At 75.4% G+C, this 15,084-nt stretch carries 11 protein-coding genes; 5 read left to right on the top strand and 6 right to left on the bottom strand.

Features of this window, described 5'->3' with window-relative positions; translation table 11 throughout:
- The first annotated feature begins 15 nt into the window (after window positions 1–15).
- The 3 genes from ACIOWN_RS07710 (at window position 16) to ACIOWN_RS07700 (ending at window position 6,800) form a co-directional block, all read left to right on the top strand.
- Window positions 16–1,314 (top strand): SGNH/GDSL hydrolase family protein, encoded by a 1,299-nt coding sequence (locus tag ACIOWN_RS07710; RefSeq protein ID WP_401981095.1) that lies wholly within the window; start codon window positions 16–18, stop codon window positions 1,312–1,314.
- A 560-nt stretch (window positions 1,315–1,874) separates the two neighbouring features.
- Window positions 1,875–2,462 carry a hypothetical protein gene (locus ACIOWN_RS07705; RefSeq protein ID WP_401981045.1) on the top strand — a complete coding sequence of 196 codons (588 nt, stop codon included), beginning with the start codon at window positions 1,875–1,877 and terminating at the stop codon, window positions 2,460–2,462.
- A gap of 9 nt (window positions 2,463–2,471) precedes the next feature.
- Complete coding sequence (locus tag ACIOWN_RS07700) at window positions 2,472–6,800, top strand: HAD-IC family P-type ATPase (RefSeq protein WP_401981043.1); 4,329 nt, start codon at window positions 2,472–2,474, stop codon at window positions 6,798–6,800.
- A 246-nt stretch (window positions 6,801–7,046) separates the two neighbouring features.
- On the opposite strand, the gene ACIOWN_RS07695 is transcribed toward ACIOWN_RS07700, so the two are convergent.
- From ACIOWN_RS07695 to ACIOWN_RS07675, 5 genes are all read right to left on the bottom strand, one after another.
- On the bottom strand, window positions 7,047–8,393 hold the full coding sequence (locus ACIOWN_RS07695; protein WP_362349814.1) for an FAD-dependent oxidoreductase: 1,347 nt from the start codon (window positions 8,391–8,393) through the stop codon (window positions 7,047–7,049).
- Window positions 8,394–8,538: 145 nt separating this feature from the next.
- Entirely contained in the window at window positions 8,539–9,216 is a 678-nt protein-coding gene (locus ACIOWN_RS07690) for a helix-turn-helix domain-containing protein (protein WP_362349812.1), read from the bottom strand.
- A gap of 185 nt (window positions 9,217–9,401) precedes the next feature.
- Entirely contained in the window at window positions 9,402–10,145 is a 744-nt protein-coding gene (locus ACIOWN_RS07685; RefSeq protein WP_401981040.1) for an HAD family hydrolase, read from the bottom strand.
- A 56-nt stretch (window positions 10,146–10,201) separates the two neighbouring features.
- Entirely contained in the window at window positions 10,202–11,137 is a 936-nt protein-coding gene (locus ACIOWN_RS07680) for a M56 family metallopeptidase (RefSeq protein ID WP_362349808.1), read from the bottom strand.
- Window positions 11,138–11,273: 136 nt separating this feature from the next.
- A complete protein-coding gene (locus ACIOWN_RS07675; RefSeq protein WP_362349807.1) occupies window positions 11,274–11,825 on the bottom strand; it encodes a DUF5134 domain-containing protein in 552 nt (183 codons plus the stop codon).
- 194 nt (window positions 11,826–12,019) lie between these two features.
- Between ACIOWN_RS07675 and ACIOWN_RS07670 the strand changes: the two genes are divergently transcribed.
- Both ACIOWN_RS07670 and ACIOWN_RS07665 read left to right on the top strand, forming a co-directional pair.
- A complete protein-coding gene (locus tag ACIOWN_RS07670) occupies window positions 12,020–13,699 on the top strand; it encodes an FUSC family protein (protein WP_401981038.1) in 1,680 nt (559 codons plus the stop codon).
- Window positions 13,696–14,289, top strand: a complete 594-nt coding sequence (locus ACIOWN_RS07665; protein ID WP_362349803.1) for a MarR family transcriptional regulator — start codon at window positions 13,696–13,698, stop codon at window positions 14,287–14,289. The genes ACIOWN_RS07670 and ACIOWN_RS07665 overlap by 4 nt, the downstream gene beginning before the upstream one ends.
- Before the next feature lie 18 nt (window positions 14,290–14,307).
- Here the strand turns inward: ACIOWN_RS07665 and ACIOWN_RS07660 are convergent, their stop codons facing one another.
- Window positions 14,308–15,072 (bottom strand): VOC family protein, encoded by a 765-nt coding sequence (locus tag ACIOWN_RS07660; protein WP_362349801.1) that lies wholly within the window; start codon window positions 15,070–15,072, stop codon window positions 14,308–14,310.
- Between the last annotated feature and the right edge of the window lie 12 nt (window positions 15,073–15,084).

Here is a 15,084-nt window from a genome sequence, read left to right as displayed (position 1 = left end):
ACGCGCCACGCCGACCTGATCGGCGCGTGCGTTCTGGTGCTGGCCCTCGTTCTCACCGTCTCGGCCGTCACCGCCCTGGTGCACCGTCCGGACCGGGTGACCGCCGCCGGCCGGCCGCAGGCCGCGACCGCACGGCACTGGGTGAACACCTGGACGGCGATGCCGCAGCTCACCGAGCCCGGCAACCTCCCGCCTGCGCCCTTCACCGGCGACCGCGCCGTCCTCGTCGACACCACCGTGCGTCAGACGCTGCACGTGTCCACCGGCGGCCACCGCATCCGGCTGCGCTTCTCCAACGCCTTCGGCGACACCCCGCTGCCCCTGACCGCCGTGACGGTGGCGCTGCCGCGCGACGGCGCGGCCGGTGTCAGCGCCGTCGAGCCGCGTACGACCCGGAAGGTGACGTTCTCCGGGCGGGCCTCGACGACCGTGCCCGTCGGGGCCCAGGCCGTCTCCGACCCGCTGGACCTCGACCTGCGCGCGGCTTCCAACCTCACCGTGACCACCTACCTGGCCGAGGGCCAGCCCTCCCTCGCCCTCACCTCGCACCCGGGCTCGCGCACGACGTCGTACTTCGTCCACGGCGACCACACCCGGGACGCGGACCTGTCCGGGGCGGCCCCGGCCGACCACTGGTATCTGATCAGCGGCGTCGAGGTGGAGGCGAAGGCCGCGACCGAGGCCGTGGCGGTACTCGGCGACTCGCTCACCGACGGGCGCGGCTCCACCACCAACGCCAACGACCGCTGGCCCGACCAGCTCTACGACCGGCTCCGCTCCCGCCCCGCCACCGCGGACCTCGCCGTCCTGAACCAGGCCGCCGGAGGCAACCGCGTCCTGAACGACGGCCTCGGCCCCAACGTCCTCGCCCGCCTGGACCGCGACATCCTCTCCACCAGCGGCGTCGCCTGGCTCATCGTCTTCGAGGGCGTCAACGACATCGGCACCGCCGACCCCACCGCGGCCGCCCAGCGGCAGGTCACCGAGGACCTGATCGCCGCGTACCAGCAGATCGTGGTGCGCGCCCATGCCCAGGGCATCCGTGTCTACGGCGCCACCCTGCTGCCGTTCGGCGGCAACGACCTCTACGACGACCCGGCGGGCCTGCGGGAGAAGTCACGCCAGGCGGTCAACGCCTGGATCCGGGCGAGCGGGCACTTCGACGCGCTGATCGACTTCGACCGCGCGGTCCGCGACTCCGCGCGGCCGAGCCGGCTGCGGCCCGACCTCCACGCCGGTGACTGGCTGCACCTCAACCCGCAGGGCTACGGGGCCCTCGCCGGGGCGATCCCCGCGACCCTGTTCCGCCACTGACGGCTCCGCCCCACGGGCTGCCGGGCGGCCGGCTCGTGGGGTGAGTGCCCGCCGGTCTTGCCGGTGCCGTCCTGCTGACGGAGCAGCAGGACCGCTCCACTGCCGGAGCACCACTGCCGGACCGCCCGGACCGCCGGGCGGTCGGCCTGTGTGACGGGTGCCTGCGGACCTTGCCGGCGCAGTTCCCCTCGGGTGGGTGTGTGCCGCCGCCGAACGTCGGCCTGCGGGGCAGCGCGGCTGGGGGCCCTTCGGCCGGGGGGTGTTCCGCGCGGCGGCCGCGCCCGTGGCGACAGCGGCGCCGGAGCCATGCCGGTGCCGTTCGCGGGAGCGGTTGGCCCCGGTCCGCCGCGGGCGGCGAGCCGCCTTCGGACCGGCCCCCCGCACCTGCTGAGGGGCAGGATGCCGCTCCGCGCGCGGCCGCGACGCGGCCCGTGGCGGACGGCGGATCCCGGTGGCGCGGAAGCGGGCCGTGACGTTGTCTGGGAGAGGCGGGGTGACCAGCACGGTCGTGGGCACCCGGTGGCCACGAGGAGTCGATCTCATCCCAGGCGAGGAGAGTCATGGCTGAGCAGAAGTCGTCGTCCGCCCTTGCGGCGCCGCTGCACGGTGCGGCCTCGGTGCTGCGGAGGGTGCCCGGCGCCGAGACGGTGGGCCGGGCCGCGCAGGGGGCGCTGGACAAGGTCGGCGCCGTCTCGCCGCGCGGGCGGCGGCTCGCGGTGTACACGGGGGCTGGGGTGCTCGGTGTCGCCGGAGTGGTGGAGTGGCCGGTGGCGCTCACCGGCGCGGCCGTGGCCTGGCTGACCCAGCCCCGCCCCGAACGGCCCGTCGGCGGCGAGGAACAGACACGGACGGAGGCACAGACACCGGAGCGGCCGTCGGCCACCGCCACGACCACCGCCACCGCGGCCCGCAAGCCCGCGAAGAAGCGCGGCACGGCTGCCCAGGAGGCCGCGCAGGACGCCGGTGCCGGCCCCGGGGAGCAGGCGTCCGCGCCGGACGCGGACATGGAAACCGACGTGGACACCGGGCCCGACGGGCCGGGGAAGGCCAAGACGTCCGCGGCCGGCCGGGGCAAGTCCTCGAAGGGGCAGGCGGCGGCCACCGGACCCCTCGGCCCGACGGCGCGGCCCGACCGCACCTCCCTCTGAGGGGGCGTCATGGTGTTCGGACTGCTGACCACCCCGTCGGCCGCCGCCCGGCTGGTCACCCGGGCGGCCGCGCCGGCGGTCGGGGCCGCCGCGGGCGCGGTGGCCGGAACGGCACGGGCGGGCGTACGCGGCGCCGACGCCGCCGCGCGGGTCGCGCGTGTCGCCCGCAACGCCCTGCCCGGCACGCCCGGCACGGACCGCCAGTGGCGGTCCGGAACGCGGGCGCACCTGTCGCTGCGCTCCCTGGACCCGCAGAAGGTGCTGCGCGCGGGCGGGAAGGCGCAACTGGCCCGGCAGATCGCCGCGAAACTGGCCGAGCGGCCCGACGTGCTCTTCGCCTGCTGGGACGAGGGCCTCGGGCGACTCGTCGTCACCGTGACGGAGGAGGAGGCCGCCGACGAGGTCGTGGACGGCGCGGCCGGCCTCGCGGCCCGCCACGGGCTCGTCCTGGACGGCGACGATCCGGAGGAGCTCACGCATCCGGGGGACCCGGCCGGGGTGCGGGCGGCCGCGGCCACGCTGGCCGCCGACGTGGTGGGCGTCGGCGTGGCACTGGCCTCCTACGCGTTGCGTCTGCCGCCCTCGCCGCGCATGGTGACCGCCGCGGTGACGCTGCTGAGGGAGAACCCGAGCTTCCGAGCCGGACTGAGCGCCCGGCTGGGCAGGTCCCGTATGGACTTCCTGCTCGCCTGCGCGAACGCCGCCGCCCATGGCACCGGCCAGACCCCCACCTCGCTGGTCCTGGACGGCGCGCTGCGCGCCGGCCAACTGGCCGACACGGTGGCCCGCACGGCCGCCTTCGACGCGCGGCACGACGAGCTGTGCGCATCCGGCCGCGTCAGCGTCGCCGCGGACGACACTCCCCGCCCGCCGCTGCGCGTCACACCGGCCCAGGAGTACGCCAATCACGCCTCTGCCGGCAGCGTGCTGGGCGCGGCGCTGACCATGCTGGTCAAGCGCAACGGGGCCGAGGCCGCCGAGGCGGTGCTCGCCGGTTCGCCCAAGGCCGCGCGCTACGGACCCGCGATCTTCCACGCCGTGCTCGGCACCCTGCTCGCCCGGACCGGCGTGCTGGTCCGGGTGCCGGAGCGGCTGCGGCAACTGGAGATGGTCGGCACCGTCGTCCTGCACTCCAGCGCGCTGCGCACCGAGGACGGGGAGGCCGACCCCTGGGCCGAACCGGTCCTGGACGCGGCACGCCGGGCCCGGCTGCGGGTGGTCCTGGTGGACGATCCCGCCCTGGAGGACCTCACCGGCCTCGCCGACGAGGTCGTGGACGCCCGGCGGCCGCTGGACGACGTGGTGTACGGGCTGCGTGGCGAGGAGGGCACGGTGCTCACCGTCGCCCGGATGCGCTCCGCCGACGATCACGACATCCTGGCCGGACTGCGCGGCAGCGACCTCTCCGTCGCCCTCGTGGACGGCGACGCCGCCGTCGTGTGGGGCGCGGACATACTCGCCCTGCACGGACTGCCCGATGTATGGCGGGTGCTGACGGCCGTCCCGGCGGCCCGGTCGACCGGCCACCGCGCCCAGACCCTGGCCCGGTCAGGCGCCGCGCTGTCCGGGCTGCTCGTGGCCATCGGCGAGTCCAAGGGCGGCCGCAGCCGCCGCGCCCTCCTGCCCGGGCTGCGGCACGCACCGGTCGACGCCGCCGCGGCCGTCGCCCTGCTGTCCGGGACACGCGCCGCCGTCGCCGTGGCGGCGGCGCACGCCCCGCACCCGCGGCCGCGCGTGCACTGGCACGAACTCGACGCCGGCGAGGCCCAGGAGCGGCTGAACCACGAGCTGGCCGGTCGCCGCACCCCGTACCAGTGGGCCGCCGCCCAGGTCCGCAGGACGGTCACCGGCGTCGTCCGGAACCCGGTCCTCGCGCCGGTCCGCTGGACGTACGAGCTGGGGGAGGCCGTGCGGGGCGAACTGCGGGACCCCCTCACCCCGGTCCTGGCCGTCGGCTCGGCGGCCTCGGCGATCCTCGGCTCCGTGGTGGACGCCCTCCTCGTGATCGGCGCGCTCGACCTGAACGCCCTGGTCGGCGGATTCCAGCGGCTGCGCGCCGAGCGTGCCCTGTCCGGCCTGATCGCCGAGCAGAAGCGGAAGGCGCGTGTCGCGCCCCCGGACTCCCCGGCCCCGGACGGCTCCACCGTGACCATCGACGCCGGGAAGCTCAAGCCGGGCGACGTGATCGAGCTGAAGGGAGACGAGGTCGTGCCCGCCGACGCCCGGCTGCTGTGGGAGGACGGCCTGGAGGTCGACGAGTCCGCGCTGACCGGGGAGTCGCTCCCGGTGGAGAAGCAGATCGCCCCGACCCCGCACGCCGCGGTCGCGGACCGCAGCTGCATGGTCTTCGAGGGCACGACCGTGGTGGCCGGGGAGGCCCGGGCCGTCGTGGTCGACACCGGTGACACCACCGAGGCCGCCCGCGCCGTGCACCTCGCCGCCCGTACGCCCCCGTCCGCGGGCGTGCAGGCCAGGCTCCAGGAGCTCACCCGCAAGGCACTGCCGCTGACGCTTGCGGGCGGAGCCGTGCTGACCGGTATCGCGCTGCTGCGCGGCACCTCCGTCCGAGAGGCGGTCAGCGGCGGTGTGGCCGTCGCCGTGGCCGCCGTCCCGGAGGGCCTGCCCCTGGTCGCCACCGTGGCCCAGCTGGCGGCGGCCCGGCGGCTCAGCCGTCACGGCGTCCTGGTGCGCACCCCGCGCACGCTGGAGGCGCTGGGCCGGATGGACACCATCTGCTTCGACAAGACCGGCACCCTCACCGAGAACCGGCTGCGCGTGGTGCGGGCGTCCGACGCCGACGGCGAGGTCCACGTGGTGGGCGACGAGGCCTCCGCGCGGACCCTGCGGTCCGCGGCGCGGGCCTGTCCGCGTCTCAACGGCGACTCGGACCGGCCGGTGCACGCCACCGACGAGGCCGTCCTCGACGCTGCCGGTCCCGACCCGGACTGGGTGGAGCTGGAGGATCTCGGCTTCGAGGCCGCCCGCGGATACGCGGCCGCCGTCGGCCGGGTCGCGGGCGGCCCCCGTCTGCTCGTGGTCAAGGGCGCCCCCGAGACGGTGCTGCCGGCCTGCCCCGACCTCCCCGCCCATGCCACCGACACCTCGCACGCGCTGGCCGGCGACGGACTGCGGGTGCTGGCCGTGGCGCAGCGGCCGCTCGACGACCGCGAGAGCGAGGAGGACGCGCTCGAACGGATGCTTGAGGGGCTGGAGTTCATCGGGCTGCTGGCGCTGTCGGACGTGCCGCGCGACACGTCCATGGCGCTCGTGAGCGGGCTGTACGAGGAGGGCGTTCGACCGGTCATGCTGACCGGCGACCACCCGCAGACCGCCCGGGCCATCGCCACCGAACTGGGCTGGCCCAAGGACACCACCGTGGTCACCGGGGACGAACTCGCCGCCGCGGACAGGTCGGCCCGCGCCCGGATGCTGCGTGACGCGGGTGTGGTCGCCCGGGTGGCGCCCGAGCAGAAGCTCCAGGTCGTGGAGGCGCTGAGGGACGCCGGCCGGGTGGTCGGCATGGTCGGCGACGGAGCCAACGACGCCGCGGCGATCCGGGCCGCCGACATCGGCGTGGGCATCAGCGCCCGCGGCTCGGCGGCGGCGCGCAACGCCGCCGACATCGTCCTGACCGACGACGACCTGACGGTCCTGATCGACGCGATCGGCGAGGGCCGCGCCCTGTGGCACAGCGTCGCCGACGCCATCGCCATCCTGATCGGCGGCAACGCGGGCGAGATCGGCTTCGGCCTGTTCGGCACGCTGCTGTCGGGCACCGCGCCGCTGTCCACCCGGCAGATGCTCATGGTGAACCTGTTCACGGACCTGTTCCCGGCGATGGCCGTGGCGGTGACCCCGAAGGAGGACGCCGAGCAGGCGCGGTCGGCGGCGCCGGAGGACGCGGCGGGCTCCGTCCTGGGCGAGGGGCTGATCCGGCAGATCCGCCACCGTGCCCTGACCACCTGCCTGGGCGCGGCGACGGCCTGGATGATCGGCCGCTGGACCCCCGGCACCGCCCGCCGTTCCAGCACCATGGCCCTGTGCGGCGTGGTCGGCACTCAGCTCGCCCAGACCCTGCTCGACCGCCGGGGCAGCACGCTGGTCCGGGTGACGTCCGTGGGTTCCGCGCTCGCCCTCGCCGCCCTGATCCAGACGCCCGGCGCCAGCCGGGCCCTGGGCTGCACCCCGCTCGGCCCGGTGGCCTGGACCGGCGTCGCCGCGGCGATCGCCCTGGCCCTGACCGGCCAGCGGTTCCTGCCCCAACTGGAGGAGACCGTCCTACGGCTGCTGCCGGAGAGCGGTTCCGCGGCCGTACGGGAGCTGATGGCCGGAGGATGAGGGCGGCGGCCCCGGTCCCGCCAGGGCGCCTGACGGGACCGGGGCGCCACGTCCGCTCACGGACGCGGGACCGGGGCGATGTCCGCTTTCACGGACGGGGGATTGCGACCGCGCCTGCTGACGGATTCCCGCGGGCGCGGGCGCGGGCCGGGTCCGGTGCCGCCGTCCTTCCGCGTCGCGGGGGCGCGGGTCGCCGCACGCGGGTCGCCGCAGTAACGCGTCACGGCGCGGGCAGGCTGCCAGAACCTAGGAGACGGCGGTGCCGGCCGCCGCCCGCAGGGACTCCCAGTCGGGCAGCTTGACCACGCTGCGCCCGAGGGAGACGCCGAGTTCCGCCTCGGCCCGCTCGATGGCCTGCCAGCCCGCCCACCGCACGGGCTCGGCACCCTCGGCACGCAGCACCGGGAAGCTGTCGTCCGGCACCGGCCTGCCCAGGAGCCCGGGCGCGTCCTGGAGCAGCGAGGCGACTGTCTCCTTCGCGCACGGCCGGTTGCTGCCGATGACGCCCGTAGGGCCCCGCTTGATCCAGCCGGCCACGTACTCGCCCGGCGCGACGGCGCCGTCCCGCAGCACGCGCCCGTTCCGGTGGGGCACCGTGCCGGTGCCCGCGTCGAACGGCAGTCCGTCCAGCGGCACCCCTCGGTAGCCCACCGACCGCAGCACCAGCTGGGCCTCGATGTCCTCGTACTGCCCGGTCCCGGTGACGCCGCCGCGTCCGTCCGGTGCCGTGCGCTCCAGCCGCACCGCGCCCACGCGGCCGTCGTCGGCGAGCAGTTCCACGGGGCGCAGGAAGAAACGCAGCCGGATCCGGCGGGTGCCGCCCCTCGGCGGCGTGGCGGCCCAGCCGCGCAGGACCTCGACGTTGCGCCGCTGGGCGGCGGGCAGCGCCGAGGGGTCCGCGCAGGCCGGGTCCAGCGCCAGCTCCCCCGGGTCGACGACGACGTCGGTGTCCGGCAGGGCGCCCAGCTCGCGCAGCTCCTTGGTCGTGAACCGGGCCTGCGACGGGCCGCGCCGGCCCACCATGTGGATCTCGGTGACCCGGCTCGCGGCGAGCGCGGTGAGCGCGCCGTCGGGCATGTCGGTGGGGCTCAGCTCGGCCGGGCCTCGCGCCAGGATGCGCGTGACGTCCACGGCGACGTTGCCCACGCCGACGACGACGGCCGACCGCGCGCCCCGGACGAAACCGCTGTCCGCGGAGTCGGGGTGGGCGCTGTACCAGGAGACGAACTCGGTCGCCGACCAGCTGCCCGGCAGGTCCTCGCCCGGGATGTGCATACGGCGGTCGGTGGCCGCGCCCACGCAGTACACCACCGCGTGGTACAGCTCGCGCAGCCGTGCGACGGGCAGTCCGCCGGGGCCGCCGACCTGGACGCCGCCGAGAAACCGGACCCGTTCGTGCTCAAGGACCGTGCGCAGGTTGTTCTGCAGGGACTTGATCTTCTCGTGGTCCGGTGCCACGCCGTAGCGCACGAGCCCGTACGGGCACGGCAGCCGGTCGAGGACGTCGACGTACACCGAGGGGTCCTGCTGGACCAGGCCCTGAGCGGTGTAGCACCCGCTCGGCCCCGAGCCGACGACGGCGACACGCAGCACGGCGGAACTCCTTACCCCGGGGGCTCACAGGCGGATCACAGGAGATCGCTGATGGCTCCAGCATGGCACCAACGGGCCCGCCGGGGGAGGGAGGCGGCACGGGACCGCCCGCGTGTCGCGGCCCGGACCGTACGCGGACCGCCGGCTACCGCTCCTGCGGGGGCGCCGGGATCCGGCCGGTCGCGAAGAAGCGGGACAGGTCCGTGTCGCAGGACCCGCCGGGCGGCTGCGCCCCGGGCGGCGTTCCCAGGTTCCAGTCGAGCCCGTAGCGCTCGAACAGCTCGGCCCGCAGTGCCGGTACCGGCATCGGTGCCCCGGGCACCAGCGCGGCGTAGACGGCGCCCATCAGCAGCGCGCGCAGCATCGGGTAGTCGGCGTCGACGTCCCGCGAACCGCGCCGGGCCACCGTGTCCCGCAGCAGCTCGGAGAGGCGCTGCTGCTCGGGGCACTGCACGAAGCCCTCCTCGTGCAGGATCCCGGCCATGTGCTGGCGCATCAGCACCGGCCGGTCCCGGGCCAGACCCAGGATCGCGTCGATGGCCCGCGCCAGCCGCTCCCGGCCGTCCTCGCTGTGCGGTTCCCGCTCCAGCGCCTCCTGGAGTGTGCGGTGCATCAGCCGGTGCACGGCGGACTGCACGAGCTGGCGCTTGCCGGGGAAGTAGTAGGAGACCAGTCCGCGTGCCGACCCCGCGCGGTCGGCGATGGCGCCGAGCGTCGTCGCGTCGTACCCGTGCTCGCCGACCAGCTCGACCGCCGCCTGCAGGAGCCGCTCCCGGGAACGCCGCCGCAACTCTTCATTGACCGAGGCGCTTCGCGGGGACATGCTGTGACTCCTGCGTTGACTGGCTGCCAGCCAACTATACTCAACGCGAGCGGACCGGCCCCGGGCAGGGGTCCGTCGTGCTGCCGTCCGTCTCGGGCGAAACGGGGGATCGTCCGAGGCGGACGGCTTCTTTTGTGCCAGGGGCCGTCGAGGGGGTGCCGCGGGGCCGCGAGCGTCGTGGTCGTTCAGTCCGTACGAGCCGTACGAGCCGTACGAGCCGTACGAGTGGTTCGGTCCGTCGGGCGGAGCAGGCCGAGGACGGGCAGCAGCGCGTCCGGCCGCCGCGCGACCGGCAGGTGGTCCACGAAGTGCACGCCGCAGCCCAGGGCGGCCGCGCCGCCGTCCGCCTGGCGGTTGTCGCCGACCATGAGCACGTCCTTCGGGTCGGCGTCGAGCGCCGCGCAGGCGAGGGCGAACAGGCGCGGGTCCGGCTTCTGGATGCTGTGCTCGTACGACAGCACATAGGCGTCCACGTACGCGTCGAGGCCGTGGGTGCGGAACACCGGGCGCAGGTCCCAGCCGATGTTGCTCACGACGCCCACGCCGATCCCGCGCTCGTGCAGCGTGCGCAGCACCTCGGCCGCGTCCGGGTAGGGGGCCCAGGCCGCCGGTGTCATGTGCCGGTCGTACAGCGCGTCGTGCAACGCGGGGTCGGGCAGCGGCACTTGGCGGGACAGGGCGATGTAGGCGGCCCGGTGCTCCTCGGCGCTGCGGTCCCGGTTCTCCCACAGCCCGGCCGCCTCGTCGGGCACGCGTAGCGGGGACGCCCCGCCCGGCAGTGCCCCGGCCTCCTCCAGCGCTCGTGCCGCACGGGCCAGCTCCTGCTCCCCGAGGGTGAGCTCCGCCGCGTCGAGGGCGGCTCTCAGCCAGGATTCGCAGGACTCGACGCGGAAGAGGGTCCCGGAGAAGTCGAAGAGCACGGCAGTCATGCGCCGATCATGCCCAACTCCAGGTGCCCCGGCCACTGGGCCTCGGGGGACTGTTCCTAGCCCAGTGCCCTCAAGCCGGGTGTCACCGCCACCAGGACCGGTATCACCGGCACGAGCGAGGCGACCGCCGTCAGGCGCAGCCGGCGGGCGGCAGGAAGGCGGTTCGGGGGAGTGAGGAGGCGGTGCACGCGCTGAGGGATGTGCGCCTGGGTGGCCGGGCAGGGGCCGAACACACCGCGGTGCTCGTTGAGTTGCACCAGGGCGAGGGCGGTCGTCAGACGGCCGAAGCGGCGTGAGGCCATGTCGTCGGCGGCGAGTTCGACCAGGCGGTGCATCTCGTCGCGGAACGCGGCGAACACCGGCACCTGGGGAAAGCCGCCGGCGAGCGCGCCGGAACAGTGCAGCAGCCAGTCGTGCCGGGCCCGCGCGTGCCCCTGCTCGTGCGCGAGGACGGCGTCCAGCTGCCGTCCGCTCAGCCGGCGCAACGCGGCCGTGGTGATGACCAGTTGGGGCGACGGGCCGGGCAGCCACCAGGCGTCCGGCCGCTCGCCCTCCAGCACCACGAGCCGGTCGGAGCCGGGTTCCTCGCCGGGCAGCAGCGGGGCGCGCACGAGGAGTTCGGCGCGTCGCAGCCGGCGTCGCGCCCTGGCCCGCACCACCTCGCGCAGCAGCATCGCCGCACTCCACGCCCCGCCGCACGCGAGCGCCACCGCGGTCGTCGGCGCCCAGGCAGCGGCCGTGCCGAGCGCGTAGGCCTCCACCACCGAACGCGGAGCCGGGGCGAACAGATGGCCGCGCACCGCCTGCCAGGCGGCGGCCGCGCTGAGCGTCATCGACAGCGCGCAGCACAGCAGGACCGCGGCGACCACGCACTGCCACACCCACAGCGCGAGCACCGGTTCACGGTCCGGCCAGTCGGCCCGGGCGAGCAGCCGGGGGGCGGCGACGGCGGTCAGGGCACCGAGCAGCAGCAGGACCGCGGGGACCATCATGCGGGCCACTTTATGAGCGGCCGAGAGCCCGGGGGCACGGCTCCGCGGCGAAGTGACGCAGACCACGGCACCGTGGTGCCGGTCCCCAGGAGGCGGCCTGAGCCAGGAACCCCCTCCTCTTCACGGAGGGGAGCAGTCACATGGTCAGCAGCATCGCCACCATCGCTATCCCCATCGACAGCCGGCACGCACGGGCCAGCTCCGGTCGGTCGCCCCACGCCGTCCCGCCGGGCGTGCCGCCGCCGGTCGCCGCCCCGGCGGGGACCAGCCGGACGCCGGACAGCAGGACGTATCCGGCGAAGTACAGCAGCAGCGCGCCGGTGAGCGGTGGGACTCCCGACCCGCCGTGGTGGTGGGAGCCGGGCGAGACGGCCATCACCACGGACATGTAGACCATGGCCACCGTGCCCACCAGGTGGTGCCGATGGTGCGGGCTCGTCCGGGCCGACCGCAGCGCGAGCAGGGCGGTCGCGCCGAAGAGCGCCCCGTAGGCCGACCAGGCCCACGCCGGTGGTGTGAACACCGCCGCCGGGACGGCCATGGCCGCCATGCCGAAGCCCATGAACGCCTCACCGCCCGCGGCACGGCGCTGCTCCTCGACGCTGCTGCGCATCCGCAGCAGGCAGTACGCCCCGGTCGCCGCGCACAGCGCGACCAGCAGCCAGCTGGGCGAAGCCGATCCGTGCACCCCCCACCTCCCGTTCGACGGATCGCGGCCGCCGCCGGACGGCCGGTCGGTCAAGCGATGCCCGCAGCGCGCGGTGCGCACACGAGCGCAAGGAGGTATACGGGGCGCGTTCGGGGAAGCACAGCACGTCATGAGCGTCCAGCGGCCATCCGCCGATATGCTTTACAAGTAAAACACCTGCTAAGGTTGTCGATATGAGCAGTGTGCCCCCCACCCCCCTGAACCGGATCGCCCGGCATCTTCCGCTCACCGGCGTACTGCGGCTCGGCCGCCCCTCGGACATCTGGTTCAAGCCCGCCCTGAGCGTCGTCGTCTCGGTCGCCCTGCCGACTCTCACCCTGCTCGTCCTCGGCCGGCTCGACCTCGCCATGTACACGATGGCGGGCTCACTGTGCGCCCTGTACGCCCACAACCGCCCCTACGCCGCCCGGGCCCGCGCCCTGGCCTGGGTGGTCGTCGGCATGATCGGCGGCCTCGCCGTCGCCCTGGTCACCGCCTCGCTCACCGCCGACCCGTTCGTCCTCGTCACCGTCGGCGCCCTGATGGCCGCCGTGCAGAAGGCGCTGTGCGACGCCACCCGCATCGGACCGCCCGGCAACGTCGTCCTCACCTTCATCAGCTCCGCCTCCCTGTTCGCCCCGCAGACCCTCGGGCAGGTCCCCGCCCACCTGGCGCTGGCCCTCGCCGCGGCGGCCTGGGCCTGGCTGGTCGGCATGGCACCCGGACTGCTGCGCCCGCACGGCCCGGAGCGCCGCGCCACCGCGCAGGCGCTGAACGCGGCCGCCGCCCACGCCGCCACCGCCGGAACCGGCGACGGCCACGCCCGCACCCGCGCCGCCGCGGCCGCCGCCGTCCACGCCGCCTGGCGGACGCTGCTGTCCACCGGCGCCCGCACCGCTCCCCGCCGCGCCCTGGAACGGCTCGTCGTACGCGCCGAGGTCGCCCTCGCCGCCCCCGCGGACGCGGACCCCGAGCGGCTGCGCGCCTGGGCCCGCCAACTGCGCGGGACCGGTCCCGTCCCCGAGGCCGGCGAGACCGCTGCGGCCACCGACGAACTGCTCGGCGTGGACGCCGAGACCACCGCCCCGCACCGGCCCTGGTGGACCCTGCTCGGCCCGCTGACCCCGATCGTGGTGCGCACCGCGCTGGGCTGCGCCCTCGCCGGCTACGCCTCCCTCGCGCTCGGCATCGGCCGCCCCTACTGGGCCCTGGTCACCGCCGCCTCCCTGTACCAGGCCAACATGACCCTGACCTGGAAGCGGAGCATCCAGCGAGTCGTCGGCAACCTCGTCGGCGTCCTCGTCTTCGCCGCCGTCGCCCCGCTCGCGCACGCGAGCGACCTGGCCCTCGTCCTGCTCTGCATGGCCTTCAACTTCGGCGCCGAGGCGCTGATGGGCCGCAACTACTGGCTCGGCAGCATCTGCGTGACCCCGCTGGCACTGCTCGTCGTCGAGTTCGCCGGGTACCACGAGCCGGGCCGGCTGATCACCGAGCGGGCCGTGGACACCGTCGTCGGCGCGCTGGTCGGCTTCGTCGCCGCCGTCGCCGTCACCAACCGCCGGGCCGGCGACCGCATCGGGCACGCGCTGGCCGCCGTCGACCGGGCCCGCGAACGGGCCGCCCGCCTGCTCGCCGAGGAGCGGCCCGCGCCCGCCGCCCTGGAGTCCGCCCGCCGGAGCCTGGCCGCCACGCTGGTCGATCTGCGCGCCACCGCCGACGCCGCGTCCGGCGAGTGGTGGCAACGCGCCCTGCCCGAGGAGCGGGTCGTGCTCACCGAGCAGTCCGCACACCGTACGCTCGCCGCGACGATACGACGCCAGGGCCCGCACGCCCCGGCGGGCACGGGCGAGACGACGGAGGACGTACGGCCATGACGGCGAGGAACGGAGGGCCGGCCCACGGGGAGGCGGCGACCGGGGGCGCGGCGCACGAGCGGACCCGCCCCGCGGAGACCGGGCCGGGCGACGACACCGTCGCGGGCGTGGTCCGCCAGTGGCGGGCCGTCCACCCCGACCTGGACACCGCGCCGATGGAGATCATCGGCCGGATCAACCGCTGCGCCGCCCTCCTCCAGCAGGCCGAGGACGCGCCCCTGCGCCGGGCGGGGCTCAGCCGGCCCGAGTTCGACCTGCTCGGGGCGCTGCGGCGGACCGGGGACGAGCTCACCCCGAGCGAACTGACCCGCGAGACGTTCTCCTCGGGAGCCGCCGTCACGAAACGCCTCAAGCAGCTCACCGAGCGCGGCCTGGTGGAGCGCCGCGGCGACACCCGCGACCGCCGGGTCGCCCATGTCCGCCTCACGGACGCCGGACGCGACCTCGTCGACGGCATCCTGCCGGAACAGCTCGCCTACGAACGGGCCGTCCTGTCCGGCCTGGCCAGTCGGGAACGTGACGGGCTCGCCTCGCTCCTCGGCGAGCTGCTCGGCCGCCTTGAGGGCCGCCCGGGCGCCCTGCGTCTCTGAGCCGCCGTCCGCTCCGCGTCAGCTCTCCCGGGCGGACTGATAGACGCCGAAGGTCGCGCCCTGGGGGTCCCGCAGCACCGCGATGTGGGGCCCGTCCGCGAGCGCGGTGGGCTCCAGCAGGGCCTTGGCGCCGGCCCGCACCGCGACGTCCGTGCTCGCCTCGACGTCCTCGACCGCGAAGTACGGCAGCCAGTGCGGCGGCACATCGGCCGGGAAACGGTCGTGCATCGCCGTCACGCCGCCGAAGTCCTCGCCGTGCAGACCCCACTGCGTGTACCACTCCGAGGCGTTGACGCTCCAGCCGAACACGCTCGTGTAGAAGTCCCTGGCCCGCTTGGGGTTGCGGGTGACCAGTTCCACCCAGCCGAGCGAGCCGGGCCGGTTGAACACCCCGGCACCGGTGAACTCCCGCGGCTCCCACATCTGGAAGGCCGCGCCCGACGGGTCCAGGGCCACGGTGAAGCGGCCCTCCTCGTAGATGTCGCGCGGGCCGTGGATCACCGTCCCGCCGGCCTCCACCACCTTGTTCGCCGTGGCGTCCGCGTCCGCTACGGCGAACGAGATGTTCCACGCGACCGGCTGCGACGTCTGGTACAGGGGTGTGATCGCGGCGACCGGCGCGTCCCCCAGGTGAGCGAGGGTGTAGTCACCCGAGACCAGCCGGGGATCGCGGCGCATGCGCCAGCCGAAGACCTCCGTGTAGAACCGCGTGGACGCATCCAGGTCGCTGGTGCCCAGCTCCGCCCAGCAGGGTCCGCCGACCACAGGCTTGTCGAACTCCATGGCTTTCCTCCG

The sequence above is a fragment of the Streptomyces sp. NPDC087787 genome (assembly GCF_044743035.1).
Lineage (GTDB): Bacteria > Actinomycetota > Actinomycetes > Streptomycetales > Streptomycetaceae > Streptomyces.
This window is presented reverse-complemented; position numbering and strand designations above follow the sequence as displayed.